This window comes from Pseudomonas sp. NPDC089407 (genome assembly GCF_044900445.1).
Taxonomy (GTDB): domain Bacteria; phylum Pseudomonadota; class Gammaproteobacteria; order Pseudomonadales; family Pseudomonadaceae; genus Aquipseudomonas.
The window spans coordinates 128,520-151,584 of the sequence record NZ_JBJDNB010000014.1 but is presented as its reverse complement, the minus strand read 5'-3'; the positions used below and the strand labels follow the sequence as shown (position 1 = coordinate 151,584).

Genomic DNA, 23,065 nt, shown 5'->3' with positions numbered 1-23,065 from the left:
TGACCGCATCAAGCTGAGGCTCAATGGCCTGAGCCCTGTCGAGTACAGGACCCAGGCAGCAGCTTAAAACTGTCCAACTTTTGGGGGGCAGTCCATCTGTTTCGGGCCAGTTTCTTCTGAGGCATGCGCGCGCGGCCCCTTGGCGTCCACCTTGATATCGCGTTGAACAAACAAGGCGGTCGCGCGCGATGGCGCAGGCGATATTGGCCCGAAACAGATGTGGGAGCGGGCTTGCCCCGCGAAGCGCCGCGCGGGCGGCGCTCGATCTCCCTGCCACTACACCTGTCAAGGCGAGCCCCAGAGGGTTAAAATCGCCAGTCCTAAACGAGTGTGCACGTATGTCCCAAGAACTCAGCGCCGAACAGATCCAGCAAGCCTTGCAAGGCATCACTATCCCGCCGCAACCGCAGATCATGGTCGACCTGCAGTTCGAGCAGTACATGCCCGACCCTGACCTGGAAACCATCGCCAAGCTGATTTCCCAGGACCCGGGCCTCTCCGGTGCCTTGCTCAAGCTGGTCAACTCGGCGCAGTTCGGCCTGTCCAACAAGATCGGCTCGATCCAGCGCGCAGTGAACCTGCTGGGCAGCCGTTCGATCATCAACCTGATCAACGCCCAGTCGATCAAGGGCGAGATGAGCGACGAGACCATCGTTACCCTCAACCGCTTCTGGGACACCGCCCAGGATGTGGCGATGACCTGCCTGACCCTGGCCAAGCGTACCGGCATCCAGCCTGCAGACGAGGCCTATACCCTCGGCCTGTTCCACGACTGTGGCGTGCCGCTGATGCTCAAGCGCTTCCCCAATTACATGGATGTGCTGGAAGAAGCCTATGCCAAGGCCGATGGGAAAACGCGGGTGGTCGATACCGAAAACCGCGCCTTCAACACCAACCATTCGGTGGTCGGCTACTTCACCGCCAAGTCCTGGCGCCTGCCGGAGCACCTCACTGCGGCCATCGCCAACCACCACAATGCCCTGGCGGTGTTCCGCGACGAGAGCTGCCGCAATACCCAGAGCCAGCTGAAAAACCTGCTGGCAGTGCTGAAAATGGCCGAGCACATCTGCGCGTCCTACCGGGTGCTGGGTAACCAGACAGTCGACCACGAATGGAGCGTGGTCGGCCCGCTGGTGCTCGATTACATTGGTTTGTCGGAATACGATTTCGAAAACCTCAAGCAGAACATTCGCGAGCTGGGCGGGCACTGACACATGCCGGAACTACCCGAAGTAGAAACCACCCGGCGCGGTATCGCGCCGCACCTGGAGGGTCAGCGCGTCAGCCGCGTGGTGGTGCGTGACCGGCGCCTGCGCTGGCCGATCCCCGAAGACCTCGATGTGCGCCTGTCGGGGCAACGCATCATCACTGTCGAGCGGCGCGCCAAATACCTGTTGATCAATGCCGAAGTCGGCACCCTGATCAGCCACTTGGGCATGTCGGGCAACCTGCGGCTGGTCGAACGGGGCATGCCGGCGGCCAAGCATGAACATGTCGACATCGAGCTGGAGTCGGGGATGATGCTGCGCTACACCGACCCACGCCGCTTTGGCGCCATGCTGTGGAGCCTGGACCCGTTGAACCATGAACTGCTGCTGCGCCTGGGGCCGGAGCCACTGACCGACCTGTTCGACGGTGAGCGGCTGTTCCAGTTGTCGCGTGGGCGGTCGATGGCGGTCAAGCCGTTCATCATGGACAACGCGGTGGTGGTGGGGGTAGGCAACATCTACGCCACCGAGGCGCTGTTTGCCGCAGGAATCGACCCACGCCGGGCGGCGGGCGGGATTTCCCGGGCGCGTTACCTGAAGCTGGCGATCGAGATCAAGCGGGTGCTGGCGGCGGCGATCGAGCAGGGTGGTACTACCCTGCGCGACTTTATCGGTGGCGACGGGCAGCCGGGGTACTTCCAGCAGGAATTGTTTGTCTACGGGCGGGGCGGGCAGCCGTGCAAGGTGTGTGGCACGGAGTTGCGCGAGGTGAAGCTGGGGCAGCGGGCGAGTGTGTTCTGCCCGCGGTGCCAGCGCTGAAGCCTACAGGGGATTGCTGCCCCCTGTAGGCGCGGCCTTGCCGGGGCGCCGGACCGGTCGGATGGGGTGCGAAGCACCCCCAAAATTTCAGCTTAGCCGCAGAAATCGCCAGGGCCGCTGCGCGGCCCATCGCGACACAAGGCCGCTCCTACAGGGACCGTGCAGGCCTGTGGGTTCAGGCCTTGCCGGTAATCCGGCGGTACTTGGCCATCAGCTGTTCTTCGGTTTCCGGGTGCGCTTCATCCAGCGGGATGCAGTCGACCGGGCAGACCTGCTGGCACTGCGGCTCGTCGTAGTGGCCCACGCACTGGGTGCACAGGTTAGGGTCGATCACGTAGATCTCTTCGCCTTGGGAGATGGCCTCGTTCGGGCACTCGGGTTCGCAGACGTCGCAGTTGATGCAATCGTCGGTGATGATCAGGGACATGGGGACTCCGGCCGGGGCGCTTCGCCCGGGCATGTTCAACGCAATGGGCACAATTGTGCCGCATTCGCGCCCGCAGTGCACGCGGGCGCGATGATCAGGCGCTACAGGTTACTTCTTGAAGCGTTCGGTCAGCGCCTCGGCCACCACCGGGTGGACGAACTTGCTGATATCACCGCCCAATGCGGCAATTTCCCGGACCAACGTCGAGGAAATGAACGAATAACGCTCCGATGGCGTGAGGAACAGGCTCTCGACATCAGGGGCCAGTTGCCGGTTCATGTTCGCCAGCTGGAACTCGTATTCGAAGTCGGACACCGCACGCAGGCCGCGCAGGAACACATTGGCGCCCTGTTCCTTGGCAAAATGCGCCAACAGCGAAGAGAAGCCGATGACTTCGACATTGGGCAGGTGCTTGGTGACCTCACGGGCCAGCGCTACCCGTTGTTCCAGCGGGAACAGTGGGTTTTTCTTCGGGCTGGCCGCCACCGCGATGATCACGTGGTCAAACAGGCGCGAAGCGCGCTCGACCAAGTCGCCATGGCCTTTGGTAATGGGGTCGAAAGTACCCGGGTACAACACTCGGTTCATCGCGTCATCCTGGCTGGAGTGCGTTGGGGAGTCGGATGGTAGCGCAGCGACGGCGCCCCGGCCAAGTCATGCGGCCGGCTGATGGCACTATAGACAGGGCGCGTATTCGTTGTCATGCGCTGTGTGCCAGGCGGGCGACCAGTGCTTCGCTGAGCCTGGCGCTGATGGCATACACCGACAATTGCGGGTTGGCGCCGATGCTGGTGGGGAATAGCGAACCGTCGTGAACCGACAGGTTTGCAAGCTGGTGATGGCGGCCCAGGCTGTCGCACACCGCCTGACGCGGGTCTTCGCTCATTGCACAGCCGCCCATCACGTGGGCGCTGCCCAGGCGCGTGCGAAACGGCTCCAGGGGCAGGCGGTCGATCATGCTCAGGGCTTGCGCCAGGCTGGAAGCAGCGCTGGCATCGCTGTGGGTCGGGGGCCTTGGAGCGCAGCAGCAGGGCTGGGCTGTTGATACCGCCACCGGCCAGGACGTAGTGGCGAGCGCGCACGCCGATATGCCGGCCCGTCGGGTAGATGCCCTGGGCATCCAGGGCCTGGCAGGTCAGGCCCTGAATACGCTCGCCATCGTGCGTGAAACGCTCGGCGCGGGCCAGGTACAGCAGTTCGCCGCCTTGTTCGAGGGTGGCGGGAATGCGCGTTACCAGCATCGATTGCTTGGCATTCACCGGGCAGCCCATGCCGCAGTAACCCAGGTTCCAGCAGCCACGCACGTTGCGCGGAATTACCGCCCAGCGGTAGCCCAACTGTTCGCAGCCACGGCGCAATACGTCGTTGTTGGCATTCGGTGGCATGGCCCAGGGCGCAATGCCCAGTTCCTGCTCCATGCGTTCAAACCAGGGGTGCAGTTCAACTTCGCTCAAGCCGGCCACGCTATGGGCCGGTGCAGCAGCGAGGCGTGGCCCATGCGCAGCAGGTTCAGCGAACTGTCCTGCCATCGCTGAAGGAATGCCGTGACCTGCGCGGGCCCGGCTTGCGCCCAGGCGCCCCAGACACCGGTCAACGGGCCGCGGGTCAGCGGCAGGCTGAGTACGTCGAACAGCTGGCGGGTGAGTTTGAGCATTTCTGGCGACAGCGCCGCCAGCTTTCGATCAAGGCTGTGCAGCACCAGCGTTTCGGTGGCCTGGGTGCCGGCCAGTACCACCGGGAACAGCGCACGCAGCAGTGGCAAGTCGTCGGCACGCAGTGTCTGGAAGCCAGGCGCCGGACTTTGCGCGCTGCAGCCGACCAGGCTGGCGCCCGCCAGAAAGGCGCTGGCGCCAACGCTGAAGCGCAACAGATCGCGGCGGTGCATGCCCGGCCCTCAGCGGATAAACAGTTTGTAGACCAGGCGCTGCAAGGCTTTGCCATAAGGCGGGTAGATAAGCCGGGCGGCGTTGAAGCGTTGCTTGGCCAGTACCGCCTTGGCCTTGCTGAAGGTCAGGAAGCCTTCATGGCCATGGTAGTGCCCCATGCCCGAAGGCCCGATGCCGCCGAATGGCAGGTCGTCCTGAGCCACATGCAGCAAGGTGTCGTTCAGGCACACGCCGCCGGAATGGCTGAATTGCAGCACATGTTGCTGTTCGCTGCGGTCGTAGCCGAAGTAGTACAGCGCCAACGGCCGTGGGCGCTGGTTGATGTAGGCCAGCGCGTCATCGAGGCTGTCGTAAGGCACCAGCGGCAGCAGCGGGCCAAAGATTTCGTCCTGCATCACCTGCATGCTGTCGTTCACCTTGGTCAGCAGGTGCGGTGGCAGGCGCCGGCCCCGACGGGCTTCGGCGGGGTACAGGTCGATCACTTGCGCGCCCTTGCTGCGGGCGTCCTCCAGCAACTGCTCCAGGCGCTTGAGTTGCCGAGGGTTGATGATGGCACTGTAGTCGGGGTTGTCGGCGATGCGTGGGTACAGGCGCCGCACGACGTTGCGGTAGGTATCGGCGAAGTCGTTCAGGCGCTCACGCGGCACCAGCACGTAGTCGGGGGCGACGCAGGTCTGGCCGGCGTTGAGCATCTTGCCGAAGGCAATGCGCTCGGCGGCGGCGGCCAGTGGCACCTTGGCCGAGACGATGGCCGGAGACTTGCCACCCAGCTCAAGGGTCACCGGGGTCAGGTTTTGCGCGGCCGCCAGCATGACCTGGCGGCCGATGCTGGTGGCGCCGGTGAATAGCAAGTGATCGAAAGGCAAGCGAGCGAAGGCCTGGCCAACCTCGACCTCACCCAACACCACGCTGACCAGGTCTTCGGGGAAGACCTGTTGCAGCAGCCTTTTCAGGGCCAGGCCACTGGCCGGTGTCGCCTCGCTGAGCTTGAGCATGACCCGGTTACCGGCAGCCAGGGCACAGGTCAGCGGGCCGATGGCGAGGAACAGCGGATAGTTCCACGGCACGATGATGCCGACTACCCCCAATGGCTGGTACAGCACCCGCGCGCTGGCTGGCTGGAACGCCATGCTCACGGCCCGCCTGGCCGGGCGCATCCAGCGCTGCAGGTGGCGTTCGGCATGGCGGATCCCTTGCACTGATGGCAATAGCTCGGCAAGCAAGGTCTCATCGGCACTGCGCCCGCCGAAGTCGGTATCGATGGCTTCTATGAGTTGCTGCTGGTTTGCCAGAAGTGCCTCGCGCAGGCTTTTCAACCACTGCCGGCGCTGGGCAGCGGGCGGCATGGGGTTGCCGGCGAAGGCTTGGCGCTGGACGGCGAACGGGGCTTCAAGGTCGGTGTCGGAATGCATAGGAGGCAAAGTGAAGGGCGAGGTCACGGCGGTCTCCCGGCGGGGCTTGAAGTCTCTAGAGCCTATACTCTAATAGGTACCATCGTGCGACTATTTTCATGCAAGACAACGGTGCATCGGTGGCGTGAATCACCGTAAGATGAACCTTTATCGAAAGCCCGCAGACTGGGAGCTGAGCATGGCCCCGCGGATGAAGACCCGAGAGCGCATCGTGCAGAACAGCCTGGAGCTGTTCAACCAGCAGGGCGAACGCAGCGTCAGTACCAACCACATTGCCGCGCACATGGAAATCTCGCCCGGCAACCTGTATTACCACTTCCCCAACAAGCAGGCGATCATCGCGTTGTTGTTCAGCCAGTACGAAGCACTGGTGGACAGCTTCCTGCGCCCGCCGCAAGGCCGCGCCGCGACCGTGGAAGACAAGCGCTTCTACCTCAAGGCCTTGCTGGCGGCGATGTGGAACTACCGCTTCTTGCACCGCGACCTGGAGCACCTGCTGGACAGTGATGCAGAGCTTGCCGCCCGTTACCGGCGTTTTTCCGAGCGTTGCTTGCGCCAGGGCCAGGCGATCTACCGCGGTTTTGTCGAGGCTGGCATCCTGGCCATGGCACCGGCGCAGATCGAATCGCTGACCATCAATGCCTGGATCGTGCTGACCTCGTGGGTGCGTTTTCTCAGCACCACGCGTGAGCATTCCGCGCACCTGGGTGAAGAAGCCTTCAAGCGTGGCGTCTATCAGGTGCTGGTGCTGGAGCTCGGTTTTGTCACCGACAACGCCCGCCAAGCCGTGGACGCGCTGTGCCAGGAATTCCATGTACCGTTCAACCAGGCCCTGGAGCAGTAGCCCAGGGTTCGAGTGCCATCGATCAGGAGATTGTCATGCCCCTTGCGCAATTGATCACCCCGCAGCAGTTGGCCGAGCGTCTGGGCTCGCCCAAGTTGGTGATCCTCGACTGCCGCTTTGCCCTCGAGGATGTGGACTATGGCCAGCGCAGCTATGCCCAGGGGCATATAGCCGGGGCGCATTTTGCTGACCTGGACCGCGACCTCAGCGGGCCGGTGAGCAAGGGCCGTACCGGGCGCCATCCGTTGCCCGATGCGCAGCGGCTGGTCGAGCGCCTGCGTGAATGGGGCTTGGACAAGGACAGCGAAGTAGTGCTGTACGACGACGGCCCCGGCGCCTTTGCCGCCCGCGCCTGGTGGCTGCTGGTATGGTTGGGCAAGCGCAGCGGTGTGGCGATTCTTGACGGTGGCCTGAAGGCCTGGCACGCGGCTCACCTGCCTTTGAGCCTGGACCCGCCAGCCAGGCGCGAGGGCACCTTCGACGGTGAGCCGGACGCCAGGCTGCTGATCGATGCCGAGCACCTGGGCAAGCGCCTGGGGAGTGTTGACCTGACCCTGATCGATGCGCGAGCTTTGCCGCGTTTTCGCGGTGAAGTGGAGCCGATCGACCCGGTGGCCGGGCATATTCCCGGGGCCCAGTGCGCGGCGTTTACCGACAACCTGGGGGCTGACGGGCGCTTTTTGCCGGCTGAACAACTCAAACAGCACTTTGCTGAAAAGCTGGCCGGGCGGGCGCCGGAGCAACTGGTGTCGTATTGCGGGTCTGGGGTGACGGCTTGCCATAACCTGTTTGCGCTGGCGCTGGCGGGGTACCCGCTGGGCAAGCTGTATGCCGGGTCCTGGAGTGAGTGGATCAACAACCCCGCGCATGGTGTAGCGAGGGGCGAATAAGCAGGCCCGGCCTCATCGCCGGCAAGCCAGCTCCCACAGGTACACCACTGCTTGTCAGGCCAGTGAAGTACCTGTGGGAGCTGGCTTGCCGGCGATGAGGCCAGTATTACCAATGAGAATGGTGTGTCTTATTGGCCCTCCACCAACCACTGCGGAATGCGCCGCTCCAGGTAATACCCCGGGTTGCGCAGGCTGCCGTCGACAAAGCCCACATGGCCGCCCCGGCTGTGCAGCTCGAAGCGGGTCTGCGACGCCAGTTCGCGCGCCGTGGGCAGGCTATGGCCGGACACGAACGGGTCATCGCTGGAGTGGATGATCAGCGTCGGCGTGCGGTTCTGGCCGAGGAAGAAATGGCTCGATGAGCGGCGATAGTAGTCGTGCACGTCGCGAAAGCCATTCAGCGGCGCGGTCACCTTGCCGTCGAAGTCCCAGAATGTGCGCAGGTTTGTCAGCTGCCCCAGGCGTTCGAGTTCAGCCAGCCGTTCATGCTGGCCTTGGGCGTGGAAGTGCCGCTGCTTGAGCTGCACATACGCCAGCATTTCGCGCATGAAATGCGCCTGGTACACCTTGGAGAAGCCCTGACCGATGCGGTCGGCACAGTGGTCCAGGCGAAACGGCACCGAGACCGCGACCGCTGCCTCCAGCTGGCTGGCGACGCCGCTTTCGCCCAGGTATTTCAGCAGCACATTGCCACCGAGTGAATAACCGACCGCATACAACGGCGCCAGCGGGCGCTGGGCGCGCAGATGGCTAACGATTTCGGCCAGGTCTTCGCTGGCGCCGGAATGGTAGCTGCGTGGCAGCAGGTTGGGCTCGCCCGAGCAACCGCGCCAGTTCACCGCCACGCTGGCCCAGCCGCGGCCCTGCAGCGCTTGCTGCAAGCCTTTGACGTAGGGCGAGTGGGAGGAACCGGTCAGCCCGTGCAGTACAAGCACCAACGGTGCATGCGACTGGTGCGGGCCGTGCCAGTCCAGGTCTATGAAATCGCCATCGGTCAGCCACAACCGTTCGCGGTTGCGTTGCAGTTCGGGCAACTTGCGCCACAGTGGCCCCCACAGGGTTTGCAGGTGGGGGTTGGACAGGCCGATGGCCGGGCGGAATGTGGCGCTGGGGCTGGGCATGCTGGACGACTCGTGATGTGCTTGCCTAGAGTGCCATGAAACAGCGCCACTGTACTTGCGCTATTGGTCGACCGGCGGCGTTACAGGCAGCGGCAATTGCGTTGTAGCCGGGCCGAGTGTGACGAAAACCTCCGCGTCAGGGCTCAACCATTCCTGCGCGGCTTTTCGCAGGTCCGCAGGGGTGAGTGCCCCTAGCTTCTCAAGGAACGTGGCAAGGTGGTCTGCCGGTAACCCTTGATGACTGTGTATCGCCAGCGCTTCCGCCAGTTTCGCGTTGTTTGCCAGATAGTGATGCAGTCCGCCTGCTATCTGGTTCACCGCCATGTCGAATTCCGCCTGGCTGGGGCCGCGCTCGCGAAGGCACGCCAGTAGGCCCGACACCAGAGCACCTGCCGCATCTCTGTATTGTGGCTCGGTATCCCAGCGAATTTCTAACACGCTCGCGGCATCAAGTGGCTTCAGGGAGGAATGGATGGCGTAGGTCAGTTTTCGCAGGGTACGAAGCTCTTGCGTCAGTCGTGATTCGTAGGTACCGCCGAGGATCACGCTGAGCAATGTCAATGCAGGGAACACCGGATCACGTGGTGTCACCCTGGACGCAACGATCAGCATTGCCTGGGTCGCGCTCCAATCGGCTTCCAGGTGCCGTACAAGGTGCTGATATTCGGGGGCTGGTGGCGGGGCTGGTGAAGCCTGTCCTTGCGGTAAGGCCTGGGCGAGGTCGTTGGTTAGTTGCTCTGCTTCTTCGCGGGTAAGGTTTCCCACCAGGCCGATATCGAGGTTATTGGCCGAGTAGGTTTGTTGGTGGAAAGCCCTTATCTGCTCGTCGCTGATGCTGTTGATAGTGTCCTTGGTGGGGCTGGATGCATACGGGTGCCCGTTGAAGACATGGGCGGTTGTCGTTTTTGCTAGCTGTATCGAAGGGATGTCTGGATTGGAGCGGTTGAACGCCATGCGCTTGCGGACTTTTCCGATGTCAGCTTTACGCAAGGCAGGCCGAGCCAGCATGTCCGTGAGTAACTGCATGGCGCTGGCACGTAACGTGGGCAGGCTCAGGCAGCGTAGTGTGATGACAGCACTGTCATCGCTGATTTTTCTGCTCAGGATTGCACTATAACCCGCCATCTGCGCCGCAAACTGCGCTGCATCGAGCTGCTCGGTTCCTTGATCCAGACTAGACAGTACAAGCGCAGCAAGCCCTGGACTGGTGCCATCGAGGACGCTGCCCGCGCGAAAGCGCAGTGCCAGGTCGAACATTGGACGGCCATGGGTTTCAATGAAGCTGACTTTCGCGCCTTCAGCGGTTTGCCACCGTTCCGGGGCGGCTTGCACGGGCGGGATCTGAGCAAGCTCGATATCTTGTGCCGATTGCAAGTTGGCCATGGCGGTGAGGGAGGTGTCGGTGGTAGGGCCATCGCACAGCAGGGGCCGGGCGGTGAGGGAGTGGTTGTGGTTCATGCTGGCGCTCCTGGCTGCAGGTAAGTGATGGTCAGCCGTTCGCGTCCCAGATAATCCAACGCCACTTGTTGCACCTTCGCGCTCTTAAGATGGCGGATGGTGGAGGTGTCCTGGTCAATAACCGAGGCTGGTAGGCCGGCGGCGGCGGCGGCGCCAATTTGCTCTGCCTGCGAATCAAGCTTTTCGCGATCGAATAGCCGCCTCGCGAGCATGCGCAGCTTCACAGGCTGAAGCTCCTCTGCTGGAAGTTCCGTATTGCGCAACTCGTCTACATGTCGGTAAACGGCCTCCGCAGCCTCTTCCGGCGTGGCGTTGGTGGTGTTCACATAAGCTGAAATCGTTAGCAGCGTGTCGCCCCGAACCAACGGGTCATACGTCACCCTGACGCCCGTGAGAATGCGTTTGTCCCGTACCAGATCGCTATACAGTCTGGAACTGGAACCTTCGCCGAGCAGTTCGCAGAGCAGCTCCAGGGTTGGCGCCGTTGTCATGTCTGGGGCTGTAGCTTTGCCTGGAACGTTGAAAGACATGAAGATTCCGTGCCTTAACCCGGTAAGGCTCACGGTGTGGCTGCGCGCCTGTAGTGGCGTGTTGTGTCGCGGAACCGGCCGGGCTGCGATTCGTGCCTTGGACAAGCTTGCGAAGTATTGTGTTACCTGTTGCCGAAGTGTCAGTACGTCCATGCTGCCGACAATCACGAGGGTGGCATTGTTTGGCTTGTACCATGTGCTATACCAGATGCGCAGAGTCTCCAGCTTGATGTTGTCAAGGTCTTCCGGGTAGCCGAACGCTGGGTCAGCATAGCGGCTGCTACCGTGCGCCAGAGCGTTATGCCGAACAAAGGCTAGTTGGTCCGGTTGGCTTTCTAACTTGAGCCGGCGTTCGTCCTTGACCGCCTTGATTCCCTGGTCCATTTCGGGCTGAGCAAAGGTCGCGCTATTCATGGCGTCGGCCATGATTTCCAGTGCGATTGGCAGGCGGGAGACTGGTAGCGAGATTTCGTATGAAGTGGCGTCTGGGTATGTACTGGCATTGGCGTTGCCACCGATACGCGCGATCACTCGAGAATATTGGCCAGCCGCGAGCTTGCTGCTGCCTTCGAAGATCAAATGCTCCAGAAGGTGTGACAGGTTGGAATGGCCGGCGGGTTCATCACTGGAGCCCACGTGATACCAGAGTTGGACTGCGGCCAGCGAGGTATGGTGATCTTCCCGCAGGTAAACGGACAAGCCGTTTTCCAGGGTGAAATGGTGCAGCGGTGTGGGGGCGGCACATGCAAGGGCTTCGAGCCCCGCAGAAACCATGTCGAGTTCGAGTGGCAGAGGTGAAGGCAAACTCATCGCTGAAGTGCTCCGGTTGGTTTGAACCAGAACAGCTTCAGCGAATGAATGGGCCGGCCTGCGCTAGATAATTAGCCCCGCTGCCAGAGCGCGTAATGCACTTGCCCGGTTTTTTTCTCCCGATGCAGGCGCCAGTTACCGGGCAGTTGCAAGGTCGACGGCGCTGCCTCGCTTTCGGTGTAGATCCAGGCTTGCTCGCTCAGCCACTGGTTTTGCTCAAGCAGGTTGCAGGTGTTGGCCAGCAGGTCCTGGTGGAACGGTGGGTCGAGGAACACTACGTCGAACTGCTGCTTGGCCGGACCCTGCAGGTAACGCAGGGCGTCGGTTTGCAGGATCTGCCCGCGCGGGCAACGCAGGATCTCGAGGTTGTTCTTCAGGTTGGCGATTGCTGCCGGGTTGCTGTCCAGCGCCACGGCGTCTTTGGCCCCGCGGGACAGGGCTTCGAGCACCAGGGCACCGCTGCCGGTGAAGGCGTCCAGCACGCGGGCACCTTCGATGTAGGGCGCCAGCCAGTTGAAGACGGTTTCGCGCACGCGGTCAGGCGTTGGCCGCAGGCCTTCGCCTTCGGGTACCGCCAGGCGGCGGCTGCGCCACTCGCCGGCGATGATGCGCAGGTGGCCCTGGCCCTTGCTTTGGCCCGCTTGCGGGCGGGCGGGAGGGGTGGATCTTGGCATTAGTGCTCCGGTACCCCGAGCGGCTGCTCGGAGGGCTTGTCAGTGGGTGCTGGCAGCGGTTTCTGTGGCACTTTCGGGCCAACGGTGACGATCACCAGTTTATCGGCTGACAGGTGTTTGTTCATGGCTGCCTTGACCTGCTCGACGGTCAGCGCCTGGGACTGCTGCATGAAGTCCTCCAGCCAGGTCAGCGGCAGGTTGTAAAAGCCGATGGCGCCCAGCTGGCCGACGATGCTGGCGTTGCTGGCATTGGACAGCGGGAAGCTGCCGGCTAGTTCGCGCTTGGCGTCGTCCAGCTCTTGCTGGGTGGGGCCGGTCTTGAGGTAGTCGGCAAGAATGCCCTGCACCAGCTTGAGCGTGCCTTCGCTGAGCTCGGCACGGGTTTGCAGGTTGATCATGAACGGGCCGCGTACCTGCATCGGGCTGAACACCGAATACACGCCGTAGGTCAGGCCGCGTTTTTCACGCACCTCGCTCATAAGCCGGGTACCGAAGGCGCCACCGCCGAGGATCTGGTTTCCCAGCGAGAGGGCCGGCCAGTCCGGGTCCTGGCGGTCGATGCCCAGTTCGGCCAGCATCAGGTGGGTCTGCTTGGACGGGAAGTCGATGTGGGTCAGGCCGGCCTTGGCGTCGGCGGGCTGGGCCGGTGCGGGCAGTGCCGGGCCTTTGGGCAGGCCGGCAGACACCTGGGCGGCAATGGCTTCGGCTTCGGCGCGGCTGAGGTCGCCGACCAGGGCGATCACCGCGTTGCCACCAGTGTAGGCCCTGGCGTGGAAGGCACGTAGCTGCGCCAGGCCGATGCCGTTGATGCTTTCTGCGGTGCCGTCGCTCGGGTGGGCGTAGGGGTGCGCGCCGTAGAGGTTGGCGAACAGCGCCTTGCCGGCGATCTTGCCGGGGTTCTGCTTCTCGTACTCGAAGCCGGCCAGCATCTGGTTCTTGATGCGCTTGAGGGCGTCTTCGGGGAAGCTCGGCTTGCCGGCCACCTCGGTGAACAGCTTGAGCGCCGGCTCGCGCTTGTCTTTGGCACTGAGGCTGCGCAGCGAGGCCACGGCCATGTCGCGGTAGGAACCGTTGCCAAAGTCTGCGCCCAGGCCTTCGAAGCCTTCGGCGATGGCAGTCACGTCCTTGCCGACCACGCCTTCATTGAGCATGGCGTTGGTCAGCGCCGCCAGGCCGGGCGTGCCGCCGTCCTGGCTGCTGCCGGCGGCGAAGGTGACGCGCAGGTCGAACATCGGCAGTTCGCGGGCTTCGACGAACAGCACCCGGGCACCTTCGGCGGTGTTCCAGTGCTGGATGTTCAGCTGGCGCCGGCTGGGCGCCTTGCCATCCAGCTCGGCCAGAGACTGCAGGGTGTTGGCCGGGCGGGCTGCGCTGCTGTCGGCCTTGGCGACGTTGTCGGCCATGGCCGGTGCGGCCAGCACTGCCGCCAGGGCCAGGGCGCGAATACCCGTGGCCAGCAAGGTTGGGCGTGGTGCGCGACGATCACTCATGTGCGGACTCCTCGGGCAGTACATGGGCAACGCTCAGGCGTTCGCGGGTAAAGTAGGTGCGCGCGGCGTTCTGGATGTCCTGCGGGGTAACGCGCTTGAGCTCGTCCAGTTCGCTGTCGATCAGCTTCCAGGACAGGCCGACGGTTTCCAGCTGGCCGATGGTGGTGGCCTGGCTGCTGATGGAGTCGCGGTCGTAGACCAGGCCGGCGATGACCTGGGCGCGTACGCGTTCCAGCTCTTCGGCGCTGGGCGGGGTGGTCTTGAGTTCGTCCAGCAACTGCCACACACCTTTCTCGACGTCGGCGAGGGTTTTCTGTTTCTGCACGTTCGGCGTGGCCGAGATCAGGAACAGGCTGTCGCCGCGGGTGAAGGCGTTGTAGCTGGACGAAGCACCGGCCACCAGCTCCTGGCCGCGCTCCAGGCGGGCGGGCATGCGGGCACTGTAGCCACCGTCGAGCAGTGCCGAGATCAGGCGCAGGGCATGCACGGTGCGCGGGTCTTTGGCTGTTGGCAGGCCAGGCACGTTGAAACCGTAGATCAGGCTTGGTAGCTGGGTACGCACATGCAAGGTCAGCTGGCGCAGGCCAGGTTCAGCCAGCTCCAGCGGCAGCTTGGCCGGCGGCACGGCGCGCTTGGGGATGCTGCCGAAGTACTTCTGCGCCAGGCCCTTGACCTCGTCTGCGGTAACGTCACCAACCACCACCAGGGTAGCGTTGTTGGGCGCATACCAGGATTCGTACCAGTGGCGCAGTTCCTCGACCTTCATGCGCTCCAGGTCGGCCATCCAGCCGATGGTCGGAGTGTGGTAGCCGCTGGCCGGGTAGGCCATGGCGCGGAACAGCTCGAAGGCCTTGGAGTTGGGCTGGTCGTCGGTGCGCAGGCGGCGCTCCTCCTTGATGACCTCGATTTCCTTGCTGAATTCGTCGGCCGGCAGGCGCAGGCTGGCCAGGCGGTCGGCTTCCAGCTCCAGGGCCACCGGCAGGCGGTCGCGGGCCAACACCTGGTAATAGGCGGTGTAGTCGTCGCTGGTGAAGGCGTTCTCTTCGGCGCCCAGGTCACGCAGCACGCGGGAGGCCTCGCCGGGGCCGAGCTTGGCACTGCCCTTGAACATCATGTGTTCCAGCGCGTGCGACAAACCGGTCTGGCCCGGGGTTTCGTAGCTGGAGCCGACCTTGTACCAGATCTGCGAGACCGCGACTGGGGCGCGGTGGTCCTCGCGTACGACCACTTTCAGGCCGTTGTCGAGGATGAATTCGTGGGTGGGTTGCACATCGGCGGCGAATGCCGCGAGCGGCAGGCAGAGCGTGCCAAGCAACAGGCCAGCGGCGCGGCGGGCTAGAGCATTCATACGGTGTTTAACCTGTTCGGCGGCCCGCTGGGTTTAGCGTCGACGGGCCAGGAGGTGCTAGGATACTGATCCGGTTGCCTGGCGACCATGCCTGTCGCCGTTCTGGCCTGCAGGACACTAAGACAAAACGTTGCGCATGAACCAGCCGGCTTCAAGATAGTCTGTTCTGCGTAGAGAGAATTCCCGATGCGCCAAAGCTGGCCCATCGCTACCCTGAGATAGCCGTCTTCCATGTTTGGTTCCAACGACGACAAGAAAGCGCCGGCCGAGGCTGGTGAAAAGAAAGGCCTGTTCAGCTGGTTTCGCAAGAAGCCGCAGCAACCCGTGGAAGCTGTCGAGCCCGCGAAAGAAGCCCCCGCTGTCGAGCAGCCTGTAGCCGCTCCGGTCGAGGCCCCTGTTGCTGAAACACTGCAGGCCCCAGAGCCGGTTCCGGTGCCTGCGGTCTCACCGCTGAGCGAGCCACAGCAGGCCGCCGAACCCGTCCAGCCGCCGCTAGCGCCGGTGGTTGAAGCACCGGTTGCAGAGCCGGTTGCTTCCCAGCCGATACACGCCCCTGAGCCCGAGCCGGTTGCTTCCCAGCCGCTGGTGGCCCCCGCGCCGCAGCCGGTCGCCTCCGTGCCAGTACAGGCTGCACCGGTCGAGGTGGCCCGCGTTGAGCCAGCCCCGGTTGTGGCGCCAACCGCACCGGTGAGCAACCTGGTGCTGCCGGTTGCCGAAGAGCCGGTTGCCCTGGTGCCGGACCTGGAGCCGAAAGCGCCGCCAGTCATCCCGGAGCGCCCGGCACCAGAAGTCGTGGCCCCGGTGGCAGTGGTTGCTGCACCTGTCGAAGTGGCGCCAGAACCCGCCCCTGCGCCGGCCGAGCAGGCCAAACCCGGCTTCTTCGCCCGCCTCAAGCAGGGCTTGTCCAAGACCAGCGCCAGCATTGGCGAGGGCATGGCCAGCCTGTTCATGGGCAAGAAGGTCATCGATGATGACCTGCTCGACGAAATCGAAACCCGCCTGCTGACCGCCGACGTCGGCGTCGAAGCCACTTCGGCCATCGTCCAGAACCTGACCCAGAAGGTTGCCCGCAAACAACTGGCCGATGCCGACGCGCTGTACAAGTCGCTGCAGGAAGAACTGGCCGCGCTGCTGCGCCCGGTCGAGCAGCCGCTGAAGATCGAGTCGCAGAACAAGCCTTACGTGATCCTGGTTGTGGGTGTGAACGGTGCCGGCAAGACCACCACTATCGGCAAAATGGCCAAGAAGCTGCAGCTTGAAGGCAAGAAAGTCATGCTGGCCGCCGGCGACACCTTCCGCGCCGCCGCCGTGGAGCAATTGCAGGTGTGGGGCGAGCGTAACCATATCCCGGTGATTGCCCAGCACACCGGCGCCGACTCCGCCTCGGTCATTTTCGACGCCGTGCAGGCCGCCAAGGCCCGCGGCGTGGATGTGCTGATCGCCGACACCGCCGGCCGCCTGCACACCAAAGACAACCTGATGGAAGAGCTGAAAAAGGTTCGCCGGGTCATCGGCAAGCTCGATGCCGAGGCGCCGCACGAGGTGCTGCTGGTGCTCGATGCCGGCACCGGGCAGAACGCCATCAGCCAGGCCAAGTACTTCAACCAGAGCGTCGAACTGACCGGCCTGGCCCTGACCAAGCTGGACGGCACCGCCAAGGGTGGGGTGATCTTTGCCCTGGCCAAGCAGTTCAAGCTGCCGATCCGCTATATCGGCGTGGGCGAAACCATCGACGACCTGCGCACCTTCGAAGCCGAGCCGTTCGTCAAGGCTCTGTTCGCCGAGCGAGACTGACCATGATCCGATTCGAACAGGTTGCCAAGCGCTACCCCAATGGTCATGTCGGTTTGCATGAGCTGAGTTTCCGGGCGCGCCGGGGCGAGTTCCTGTTCGTCACCGGCCACTCGGGGGCCGGCAAGAGCACCTTGCTGCGCCTGCTGCTGGCCATGGAACGCCCCACCAGCGGCAAACTGATGCTGGCCGGGCAGGACCTGGGCCAGATCAGCAACGCACAGATCCCGTTCCTGCGTCGGCAGATCGGTGTGGTGTTCCAGAACCACCAGTTGCTGTTCGACCGCACGGTGTTCAACAACATCGCCTTGCCGCTGCAGATTCTCGGCCTGTCCAAGGCCGAGATCGCCAAGCGCGTGGACTCGGCGCTGGAGCGTGTGTCGTTGTCCGACAAGGGCGAGCTGTTCCCGGCCGACCTGTCTACTGGCCAGCAGCAGCGCGTCGGTATTGCCCGCGCTATCGTCCACCAGCCGGCACTGCTGCTGGCCGACGAACCCACCGGTAACCTCGACCCGCGCCTGGCGGCAGAAATCATGGGCGTGTTCGAAGACATCAACCGACTGGGCACCACGGTACTGATCGCCAGCCACGACCTGGCACTGATTGCGCGCATGCGCCACCGCATGCTGACCTTGCAGCGCGGCCGCTTGATCGGCGATGGGGAGGCCGGGCAATGAGCACTACACGTACGCCGAAGGTTTCCGAACGGGTTGCGCCGAAACCGGCCGACCCGCAGCCGGCGAAGAAAAAGCGCGGCGAAGACGATGACGGCCCGGATTTCCGCACCCTGATGCACGCCTGGCTGGAAAGCCACCGCGCCAGCATGGCCGACAGCCTGCGCCGCCTGGGCAAGCAGCCGATCGGCAGCTTCTTCACCTGCCTGGTGATGGCCGTGGCGCTGAGCATGCCGATGGGCCTGTCGTTGCTGCTGAAGAACGTCGAGCAGCTGGGCGGCTCGTGGCAGCGCGCGGCGCAGATTTCGCTGTACCTCAAGCTGGATGCCGGCAGCCGTGATGGCGAGGCGCTGCGCGACGAGATCAAGGGCATGCCCGGGGTGTCGGACGCGCAATATGTCAGCCGCGAGCAGGCGCTGGAGGAGTTCCAGCAGCAGTCCGGGCTGGGCGAAGCCTTGCGCGAGCTGCCTGACAACCCGTTGCCGGGTGTGGTGGTGGTAACCCCGACCGAGGTCGACAAGCCGGCCCTGGATGCCCTGCGTCAGCGCTTGTCAGAGCTGCCTCGGGTAGAAGTGGCGCAACTGGACCTGGTCTGGGTCGAGCGCCTGGCGGCCATCCTCAAGCTGGGTGACCGCTTTGTCTTCGGTTTGGCCGTGATGCTGATTTCTGCCCTGCTGTTAGTAATCGGTAACACAATTCGTCTACACATTGAGAACCGCCGCATCGAGATCGAAGTGATCAAGCTGGTAGGGGGCACCGACGCCTACGTACGCCGGCCTTTCCTGTACATGGGCGCCCTGTATGGCCTGGGTGCAGGCCTGTTGGCGTGGGGTATCCTGGCATTTGGCCTGAACTGGCTGAACGAGGCCGTGGTTGGGCTTTCCGGGCTGTATGGCAGTGACTTCGCCCTGGGCGGGGTGCCGGCGTCCGATGGTCTGTCGCTCTTGATCGGAGCGGTGCTGTTGGGGTATATCGGTGCATGGATTGCCGTCGCCCGCCACTTGAACGAGCTGGCGCCGCGATAGTTTTTACGTGCCAGCATTGACATTTTCTTCACTGCGGAACTTGTACCGTCGTTCCAGGTCAATGTTGGCAGCGCCCACAAGGCGCGAGTTTTGTAAGTCGGAGGTTCTTGAATGACCACATCGTTGCAACCTGCCTATGCCCTGGTACCCGGTGCAAACCTGGAAGCCTACGTGCACACGGTCAACAGCATCCCGCTGCTGACGGTCGAGCAGGAGCGTGATCTGGGCGAGCGTCTCTATTATGAGCAGGATGTCGAGGCCGCTCGTCAAATGGTGATGGCCCACCTGCGTTTTGTCGTACATATCGCCCGTAGCTATGCCGGCTATGGCTTGGCCCAGGCCGACCTGATCCAGGAAGGCAACGTCGGCCTGATGAAAGCCGTCAAGCGCTTCAACCCGGAAATGGGCGTGCGCCTGGTGTCGTTTGCCGTGCACTGGATCAAGGCAGAGATCCACGAGTTCATCCTGCGCAACTGGCGCATCGTCAAGGTGGCCACCACCAAGGCCCAGCGCAAGCTGTTCTTCAACCTGCGCAGCCAGAAGAAGCGCCTGGCCTGGCTGAACAACGACGAAGTGCATCGCGTGGCGGAAAGCCTCGGTGTCGAGCCGCGTGAAGTGCGCGAGATGGAAAGCCGCCTCAGCGGCCAGGACATGGCCTTCGACCCGGCAGCGGAAGCTGACGACGACAGCGCCTTCCAGTCGCCTGCGCACTACCTCGAAGACCACCGTTACGACCCGGCAGTGCAGTTGGAGGATGCCGACTGGAGCGATAACTCCACCAGCAACCTGCACGAAGCGCTGCAAGGGCTGGACGAACGTAGCCGCGACATTCTCTACCAGCGCTGGTTGGCAGAAGAGAAGGCCACGTTGCATGAGCTGGCAGACAAGTACAGCGTTTCGGCTGAGCGGATTCGCCAGCTGGAGAAGAATGCGATGAACAAGGTCAAGGCGCTGATCGCTGCCTGATCAGGCCTTGGTTATACAGAAAACCGCTGACCTGTGAGGGGCAGCGGTTTTTTTTTGCCTGTGAGATTTTGGGGCTGCTGTGCAGCCCATCGCGACACAAGGCCGCTCCTACAGGCGACCGCGATTCCCTGTAGGAGCGGCCTTGTGTCGCGATGGGCCGCACAGCGGCCTCAGAAATCTTAAAACTTGCGCGAAGTGTCGAGCTGCATCAGGTAGCCAGGCCCACCCAACTGACTCATCTGCCGGCGAATCCACCCGGCCCGGCTGGCCACGTAGGCACTTGGGCGGCTGGCACTCCACTTGATCGGACTGGGCAGCACCGCTGCCAGTTGCGCGGCCTGCTGGCGGCTGAGCCGGTTGGCATCGACGCCAAAGTGGTAACGCGCTGCCGCCTGCGCACCAAACACGCCCTTGCCCCACTCAGCGCTGTTCAGATAGACCTCGAGAATTCGTTCCTTCGACCAGAACAGCTCGATCAACGCGGTAAACCAGGCCTCCAGGCCTTTGCGCAACCAGCTGCGCCCGGACCACAGGAACAGGTTCTTCGCCACCTGCTGGGTCAGGGTGCTGGCACCGCGAATGCTGCCGCCGCGTTCGTTGTAGGCCAGCGCCGCCTGGATGGCCGGGATGTCGAAGCCCCAGTGGCTGGCGAACTTCTGGTCCTCGCCGGCAATGACCGCGACCTTGAGTTCATCGGAGATGTTCTCCCACGGCGCCCAGTCGCGCTGCAGGTCGATCGGCTCGCCATTGACCCAGGACTGCACCTTGCGCTCGACCATCAGCGCCGTGCCGGGCGGTGGCACCCAGCGCAACACCAGCACCAGCACGATGCTGCCGGCAGCGAACCAGAGCAGGGCGCGAGAAAGGCGGCGGAGAAGGGTTGGCAGCATGGTGATGGCTTGGCCGTTCGGGTGGAAGGGGCCATTATACAGACCCGATACAAGGAGTCGTCCCATGCTTCGCAGCTACCTGATGCTTGCCGCCTTTTTCGGCTTTACCGGGGTCGCCCTCGGCGCCTTCGCCGCCCATGGCCTGAAAAACCGGCTGACGGCCGACTACCTGGCGATCTTCCATACCGGCGTGACCTACCAGTTGGTGCATGCGTTGGCGATCTTCGGCGTTGCCGTGCTCTCGGCGCACCTGCCCGGGCGCCTGGTCGGCTGGGCAGGCGGGCTGTTTGCGCTGGGTATCGTGCTGTTCTCCGGCAGCCTGTACCTGCTGACCCTTAGCGGCATTGGCAAACTCGGCATCATCACCCCGATTGGCGGCCTGTGCTTCCTGGCCGGCTGGTTGTGCCTGGGCCTGGCAGCCTGGCGGCTGGGCTGACCAGCTGGTCCACAATCGCGACTAATGGCGCGCACCGCCCTTGGGTTGCAGGGCGGTTCGGCGCTAGAATGCGGGCCCCAAAGAACAATGGTGGCCGTGCGCATGCGCATTCAACTGAACGGTGAACCTTACGAACTGCCTGCTGGCGAGAGCGTTGCAGCCCTGCTGACGCGCCTGGAGCTGACTGGGCGCCGCATTGCCGTGGAACTGAACCTGGACATCGTGCCGCGTAGCCAGCACGACAGCACGCTGCTGAACGACGGCGACCAGGTTGAAGTGGTCCACGCCATCGGTGGCGGCTGACAGCAGCCTGGCGGTTCACAAGCAAGCCCTGCAACCTATTCCCGAGGAACAACGATGAGCAACGTTCGTAGCGACAAGCCCTTCATCCTGGCCGGGCGCACTTTCCAGTCGCGCCTGCTGGTCGGCACTGGCAAGTACCGTGACATGGAAGAAACCCGCCTGGCGACAGAGGCCTCGGGTGCCGAAATCGTCACCGTGGCCGTGCGCCGGACCAACCTTGGCCAGAATGCGGGCGAGCCGAACCTGCTCGATGTGCTGTCCCCCGACAAGTACACCATTCTGCCCAATACCGCCGGTTGCTTTGACGCAGTCGAGGCTGTGCGCACCTGCCGCCTGGCCCGTGAGCTGCTCGAGGGCTACAAGTCCCATGAGTCGCGGACCTTGGTAAAGCTGGAAGTGCTGGCCGACCAGAAAACCCTGTTCCCTAACGTGATCGAGACCCTCAAGGCAGCCGAAGTGCTGGTCAAGGAAGGTTTCGACGTGATGGTGTACACCAGCGATGACCCGATCATCGCCCGCCAGCTGGCCGAAGCCGGCTGCATCGCGGTCATGCCGCTGGCTGGCCTGATCGGTACCGGCCTGGGTATCTGCAACCCCTACAACCTGCAGATCATCCTCGAAGAGTCGAAGGTGCCCGTGCTGGTCGATGCCGGCGTGGGTACCGCTTCCGACGCCACCATTGCCATGGAAATGGGCTGCGAGGCAGTACTGATGAACTCGGCCATTGCCCACGCGCAGCAGCCGGTGCTGATGGCCGAGGCCATGAAACACGCCATCGTCGCCGGTCGCCTGGCCTACCTGGCCGGCCGCATGCCGAAAAAACTCTATGCCAGCGCTTCTTCGCCGCTGGATGGTCTGATCAAGTAAGAGCCCCAGATGACTGACTCGCAAGATACGCCGATCGCCGCCGAAGGCGACGCCCGCCCACACCGCCGCATCAAGAGCTTCGTGATGCGCGCCGGGCGCATGACCGAAGGCCAGCAACGCGGCCTGGACCAGGGCGGCCCGCTGTACATCCTGCCGCTGGCTGACAGCGCGGTGGACTATGACCAGGTGTTCGGCCGTTCGGCGCCGCGCACCCTGGAGATCGGCTTCGGCATGGGGCATTCCTTGCTGGAAATGGCGGCTGCCGCGCCTGAACAGGACTTTATCGGTGTGGAAGTGCACCGCCCGGGTGTCGGCGCGCTGCTCAACGGCGTGCTGACCCATGGCCTGAAGAACCTGCGGGTGTATGACTGCGATGCCATCGAAGTGCTGAACCGTTGCGTGGCGGACAACAGCCTCGACCGCCTGATGCTGTTCTTCCCCGACCCTTGGCACAAGGCGCGCCACCACAAGCGCCGCATCGTCCAGCTGGAGTTCGCCGAGCTGGTACGGCGCAAGCTCAAGCCCGGTGGCGTGTTCCACATGGCCACCGACTGGGAACCGTATGCCGAGTACATGCTGGAAGTGATGAGCGCCGCCCCGGGCTATCGCAACCGTGCCGAAGACGGTACCTACGTGCCACGCCCGGAAGAGCGCCCGATCACCAAATTCGAACGCCGCGGCGAGCGGCTGGGGCATGGGGTGTGGGATTTGAAGTTCGAGAAGGTGGATTGATGGGCTGGGTCAGCCGTTCGAGGTGCTGAGGCCTGTAGGAATGCAGACAAAAAAACCGCTCTGAGAAGAGCGGTTTTTTTATGGGAGCGACAGGACTGAGTATCCTTCGCTCGGGGGCTTCACTGAAAGCATCCACACCGTAAAAACATGATAGGTAGCTGAGGAAAGCAGGTCAACGCTCAGAAATATCCAGCATCACGTGTGTCGGAGTTTCTAACAGTTTTGGAGGGATCTTCCACGTATCATCGCGCTGCTCCTGTGTGGATCAATTTGGTGATGGGCCGGTTAAGAGAAGAATTCTGCTTTCTGGCCCCTTCGACGCGGCCTGAGAACCGTGCCGGTGACAGATCTCGAAGGGCCGTTAACCCGGCCACTTCACTGAATGCGTCCACACCGTTTTCGAAGGCATCGAAGTACCGGTTAGATGCTGGAAGACTGGCCCGCCAACACGGAGGCCAAGGCAT

General features: G+C 63.3%; 23 protein-coding genes and 1 pseudogene. 12 read left to right on the top strand and 12 right to left on the bottom strand.

Features of this window, described 5'->3' with window-relative positions:
- The first annotated feature begins 392 nt into the window (after nt 1–392).
- Together ACI2KG_RS13450 and mutM are read left to right on the top strand one after the other, a co-directional pair.
- Complete coding sequence (locus tag ACI2KG_RS13450; RefSeq protein WP_404662233.1) at nt 393–1,211, top strand: HDOD domain-containing protein; 819 nt, start codon at nt 393–395, stop codon at nt 1,209–1,211.
- A gap of 3 nt (nt 1,212–1,214) precedes the next feature.
- The gene (mutM, locus tag ACI2KG_RS13445; protein ID WP_404662228.1) at nt 1,215–2,027 is read left to right on the top strand and encodes a bifunctional DNA-formamidopyrimidine glycosylase/DNA-(apurinic or apyrimidinic site) lyase; all 813 of its coding nucleotides are present in this window, start codon (nt 1,215–1,217) and stop codon (nt 2,025–2,027) included.
- Nucleotides 2,028–2,202: 175 nt separating this feature from the next.
- On the opposite strand, the gene ACI2KG_RS13440 is transcribed toward mutM, so the two are convergent.
- The 5 genes and pseudogenes from ACI2KG_RS13440 to ACI2KG_RS13420 all read right to left on the bottom strand — a co-directional run bounded on the left by ACI2KG_RS13440 (nt 2,203) and on the right by ACI2KG_RS13420 (nt 5,779).
- Nucleotides 2,203–2,454: a YfhL family 4Fe-4S dicluster ferredoxin gene (locus ACI2KG_RS13440; RefSeq protein ID WP_009683359.1), complete on the bottom strand. Its 252-nt coding sequence runs from the start codon at nt 2,452–2,454 to the stop codon at nt 2,203–2,205.
- A 108-nt stretch (nt 2,455–2,562) separates the two neighbouring features.
- On the bottom strand, nt 2,563–3,042 hold the full coding sequence (gene coaD / locus ACI2KG_RS13435; RefSeq protein ID WP_016489662.1) for a pantetheine-phosphate adenylyltransferase: 480 nt from the start codon (nt 3,040–3,042) through the stop codon (nt 2,563–2,565).
- 112 nt (nt 3,043–3,154) lie between these two features.
- Nucleotides 3,155–3,932 (bottom strand): annotated as a pseudogene (locus ACI2KG_RS13430) (GMC family oxidoreductase); the annotation flags it as partial.
- Nucleotides 3,905–4,339: a twin-arginine translocation pathway signal protein gene (locus ACI2KG_RS13425; RefSeq protein ID WP_404662227.1), complete on the bottom strand. Its 435-nt coding sequence runs from the start codon at nt 4,337–4,339 to the stop codon at nt 3,905–3,907. The pseudogene ACI2KG_RS13430 and the gene ACI2KG_RS13425, both read right to left, overlap by 28 nt.
- Before the next feature lie 9 nt (nt 4,340–4,348).
- Complete coding sequence (locus ACI2KG_RS13420) at nt 4,349–5,779, bottom strand: coniferyl aldehyde dehydrogenase (RefSeq protein ID WP_404662226.1); 1,431 nt, start codon at nt 5,777–5,779, stop codon at nt 4,349–4,351.
- A gap of 151 nt (nt 5,780–5,930) precedes the next feature.
- Between ACI2KG_RS13420 and ACI2KG_RS13415 the strand changes: the two genes are divergently transcribed.
- A complete protein-coding gene (locus ACI2KG_RS13415; RefSeq protein WP_404662232.1) occupies nt 5,931–6,596 on the top strand; it encodes a TetR/AcrR family transcriptional regulator in 666 nt (221 codons plus the stop codon).
- Nucleotides 6,597–6,631: 35 nt separating this feature from the next.
- Nucleotides 6,632–7,486: a sulfurtransferase gene (locus tag ACI2KG_RS13410; protein WP_404662225.1), complete on the top strand. Its 855-nt coding sequence runs from the start codon at nt 6,632–6,634 to the stop codon at nt 7,484–7,486.
- 128 nt (nt 7,487–7,614) lie between these two features.
- Here ACI2KG_RS13410 and ACI2KG_RS13405 read toward each other — a convergent pair whose 3' ends face one another.
- The 6 genes from ACI2KG_RS13405 to ACI2KG_RS13380 all read right to left on the bottom strand — a co-directional run bounded on the left by ACI2KG_RS13405 (nt 7,615) and on the right by ACI2KG_RS13380 (nt 14,917).
- A complete protein-coding gene (locus tag ACI2KG_RS13405; protein WP_404662224.1) occupies nt 7,615–8,607 on the bottom strand; it encodes a hydrolase in 993 nt (330 codons plus the stop codon).
- A 60-nt stretch (nt 8,608–8,667) separates the two neighbouring features.
- Complete coding sequence (locus ACI2KG_RS13400) at nt 8,668–10,065, bottom strand: M16 family metallopeptidase (protein WP_404662223.1); 1,398 nt, start codon at nt 10,063–10,065, stop codon at nt 8,668–8,670.
- Complete coding sequence (locus ACI2KG_RS13395; RefSeq protein WP_404662222.1) at nt 10,062–11,405, bottom strand: M16 family metallopeptidase; 1,344 nt, start codon at nt 11,403–11,405, stop codon at nt 10,062–10,064. Before ACI2KG_RS13395 ends, ACI2KG_RS13400 begins: the two co-directional genes overlap by 4 nt.
- A 71-nt stretch (nt 11,406–11,476) precedes the next feature.
- The gene (rsmD, locus tag ACI2KG_RS13390; RefSeq protein WP_404662221.1) at nt 11,477–12,079 is read right to left on the bottom strand and encodes a 16S rRNA (guanine(966)-N(2))-methyltransferase RsmD; all 603 of its coding nucleotides are present in this window, start codon (nt 12,077–12,079) and stop codon (nt 11,477–11,479) included.
- Nucleotides 12,079–13,569 carry a M16 family metallopeptidase gene (locus ACI2KG_RS13385; protein ID WP_404662220.1) on the bottom strand — a complete coding sequence of 497 codons (1,491 nt, stop codon included), beginning with the start codon at nt 13,567–13,569 and terminating at the stop codon, nt 12,079–12,081. Before ACI2KG_RS13385 ends, rsmD begins: the two co-directional genes overlap by 1 nt.
- Nucleotides 13,562–14,917, bottom strand: coding sequence for a M16 family metallopeptidase (locus tag ACI2KG_RS13380; protein ID WP_404662219.1), 1,356 nt, complete (start codon nt 14,915–14,917; stop codon nt 13,562–13,564). The genes ACI2KG_RS13385 and ACI2KG_RS13380 overlap by 8 nt, the downstream gene beginning before the upstream one ends.
- 231 nt (nt 14,918–15,148) lie before the next feature.
- Here ACI2KG_RS13380 and ftsY point away from each other — a divergent pair, with 231 nt between their 5' ends.
- From ftsY to rpoH, 4 genes are all read left to right on the top strand, one after another.
- Nucleotides 15,149–16,711, top strand: coding sequence for a signal recognition particle-docking protein FtsY (gene ftsY, locus ACI2KG_RS13375; protein WP_404662218.1), 1,563 nt, complete (start codon nt 15,149–15,151; stop codon nt 16,709–16,711).
- A gap of 2 nt (nt 16,712–16,713) precedes the next feature.
- Entirely contained in the window at nt 16,714–17,385 is a 672-nt protein-coding gene (ftsE, locus tag ACI2KG_RS13370; protein WP_012274659.1) for a cell division ATP-binding protein FtsE, read from the top strand.
- A complete protein-coding gene (gene ftsX, locus ACI2KG_RS13365; RefSeq protein ID WP_400612491.1) occupies nt 17,382–18,407 on the top strand; it encodes a permease-like cell division protein FtsX in 1,026 nt (341 codons plus the stop codon). The genes ftsE and ftsX overlap by 4 nt, the downstream gene beginning before the upstream one ends.
- A gap of 111 nt (nt 18,408–18,518) precedes the next feature.
- Complete coding sequence (rpoH, locus tag ACI2KG_RS13360; protein ID WP_003249083.1) at nt 18,519–19,373, top strand: RNA polymerase sigma factor RpoH; 855 nt, start codon at nt 18,519–18,521, stop codon at nt 19,371–19,373.
- A gap of 179 nt (nt 19,374–19,552) precedes the next feature.
- Here the strand turns inward: rpoH and mtgA are convergent, their stop codons facing one another.
- Nucleotides 19,553–20,263 carry a monofunctional biosynthetic peptidoglycan transglycosylase gene (gene mtgA / locus ACI2KG_RS13355; protein WP_404662217.1) on the bottom strand — a complete coding sequence of 237 codons (711 nt, stop codon included), beginning with the start codon at nt 20,261–20,263 and terminating at the stop codon, nt 19,553–19,555.
- Between the two features lie 64 nt (nt 20,264–20,327).
- Here mtgA and ACI2KG_RS13350 point away from each other — a divergent pair, with 64 nt between their 5' ends.
- From ACI2KG_RS13350 to trmB, 4 genes are all read left to right on the top strand, one after another.
- Nucleotides 20,328–20,699, top strand: a complete 372-nt coding sequence (locus tag ACI2KG_RS13350) for a DUF423 domain-containing protein (RefSeq protein ID WP_404662216.1) — start codon at nt 20,328–20,330, stop codon at nt 20,697–20,699.
- A gap of 102 nt (nt 20,700–20,801) precedes the next feature.
- Nucleotides 20,802–21,002, top strand: a complete 201-nt coding sequence (gene thiS / locus ACI2KG_RS13345; RefSeq protein ID WP_201201347.1) for a sulfur carrier protein ThiS — start codon at nt 20,802–20,804, stop codon at nt 21,000–21,002.
- A gap of 54 nt (nt 21,003–21,056) precedes the next feature.
- Nucleotides 21,057–21,869: a thiazole synthase gene (locus ACI2KG_RS13340; protein ID WP_400612483.1), complete on the top strand. Its 813-nt coding sequence runs from the start codon at nt 21,057–21,059 to the stop codon at nt 21,867–21,869.
- A 9-nt stretch (nt 21,870–21,878) separates the two neighbouring features.
- Nucleotides 21,879–22,601 (top strand): tRNA (guanosine(46)-N7)-methyltransferase TrmB, encoded by a 723-nt coding sequence (gene trmB / locus ACI2KG_RS13335; RefSeq protein ID WP_404662215.1) that lies wholly within the window; start codon nt 21,879–21,881, stop codon nt 22,599–22,601.
- The last annotated feature ends 464 nt before the right edge of the window (nt 22,602–23,065 follow it).

Excerpts from the sequence above, each read along its gene's own strand:
- ACI2KG_RS13385 (WP_404662220.1), bottom strand. The coding sequence starts at position 13,569 with ATGAGTGATCGTCGCGCACCACGCCCAACCTTGCTGGCCACGGGTATT.
- rpoH (WP_003249083.1), top strand. The coding sequence starts at position 18,519 with ATGACCACATCGTTGCAACCTGCCTATGCCCTGGTACCCGGTGCAAAC.
- ftsX (WP_400612491.1), top strand. The coding sequence starts at position 17,382 with ATGAGCACTACACGTACGCCGAAGGTTTCCGAACGGGTTGCGCCGAAA.
- ftsY (WP_404662218.1), top strand. The coding sequence starts at position 15,149 with ATGTTTGGTTCCAACGACGACAAGAAAGCGCCGGCCGAGGCTGGTGAA.
- ACI2KG_RS13415 (WP_404662232.1), top strand. The coding sequence starts at position 5,931 with ATGGCCCCGCGGATGAAGACCCGAGAGCGCATCGTGCAGAACAGCCTG.
- ACI2KG_RS13395 (WP_404662222.1), bottom strand. The coding sequence starts at position 11,405 with ATGAGTTTGCCTTCACCTCTGCCACTCGAACTCGACATGGTTTCTGCG.
- ftsE (WP_012274659.1), top strand. The coding sequence starts at position 16,714 with ATGATCCGATTCGAACAGGTTGCCAAGCGCTACCCCAATGGTCATGTC.
- mutM (WP_404662228.1), top strand. The coding sequence starts at position 1,215 with ATGCCGGAACTACCCGAAGTAGAAACCACCCGGCGCGGTATCGCGCCG.
- trmB (WP_404662215.1), top strand. The coding sequence starts at position 21,879 with ATGACTGACTCGCAAGATACGCCGATCGCCGCCGAAGGCGACGCCCGC.
- ACI2KG_RS13380 (WP_404662219.1), bottom strand. The coding sequence starts at position 14,917 with ATGAATGCTCTAGCCCGCCGCGCCGCTGGCCTGTTGCTTGGCACGCTC.
- ACI2KG_RS13440 (WP_009683359.1), bottom strand. The coding sequence starts at position 2,454 with ATGTCCCTGATCATCACCGACGATTGCATCAACTGCGACGTCTGCGAA.
- rsmD (WP_404662221.1), bottom strand. The coding sequence starts at position 12,079 with ATGCCAAGATCCACCCCTCCCGCCCGCCCGCAAGCGGGCCAAAGCAAG.
- ACI2KG_RS13350 (WP_404662216.1), top strand. The coding sequence starts at position 20,328 with ATGCTTCGCAGCTACCTGATGCTTGCCGCCTTTTTCGGCTTTACCGGG.
- ACI2KG_RS13340 (WP_400612483.1), top strand. The coding sequence starts at position 21,057 with ATGAGCAACGTTCGTAGCGACAAGCCCTTCATCCTGGCCGGGCGCACT.
- mtgA (WP_404662217.1), bottom strand. The coding sequence starts at position 20,263 with ATGCTGCCAACCCTTCTCCGCCGCCTTTCTCGCGCCCTGCTCTGGTTC.
- coaD (WP_016489662.1), bottom strand. The coding sequence starts at position 3,042 with ATGAACCGAGTGTTGTACCCGGGTACTTTCGACCCCATTACCAAAGGC.
- ACI2KG_RS13425 (WP_404662227.1), bottom strand. The coding sequence starts at position 4,339 with ATGCACCGCCGCGATCTGTTGCGCTTCAGCGTTGGCGCCAGCGCCTTT.
- ACI2KG_RS13410 (WP_404662225.1), top strand. The coding sequence starts at position 6,632 with ATGCCCCTTGCGCAATTGATCACCCCGCAGCAGTTGGCCGAGCGTCTG.
- ACI2KG_RS13400 (WP_404662223.1), bottom strand. The coding sequence starts at position 10,065 with ATGAACCACAACCACTCCCTCACCGCCCGGCCCCTGCTGTGCGATGGC.
- ACI2KG_RS13405 (WP_404662224.1), bottom strand. The coding sequence starts at position 8,607 with ATGCCCAGCCCCAGCGCCACATTCCGCCCGGCCATCGGCCTGTCCAAC.
- thiS (WP_201201347.1), top strand. The coding sequence starts at position 20,802 with ATGCGCATTCAACTGAACGGTGAACCTTACGAACTGCCTGCTGGCGAG.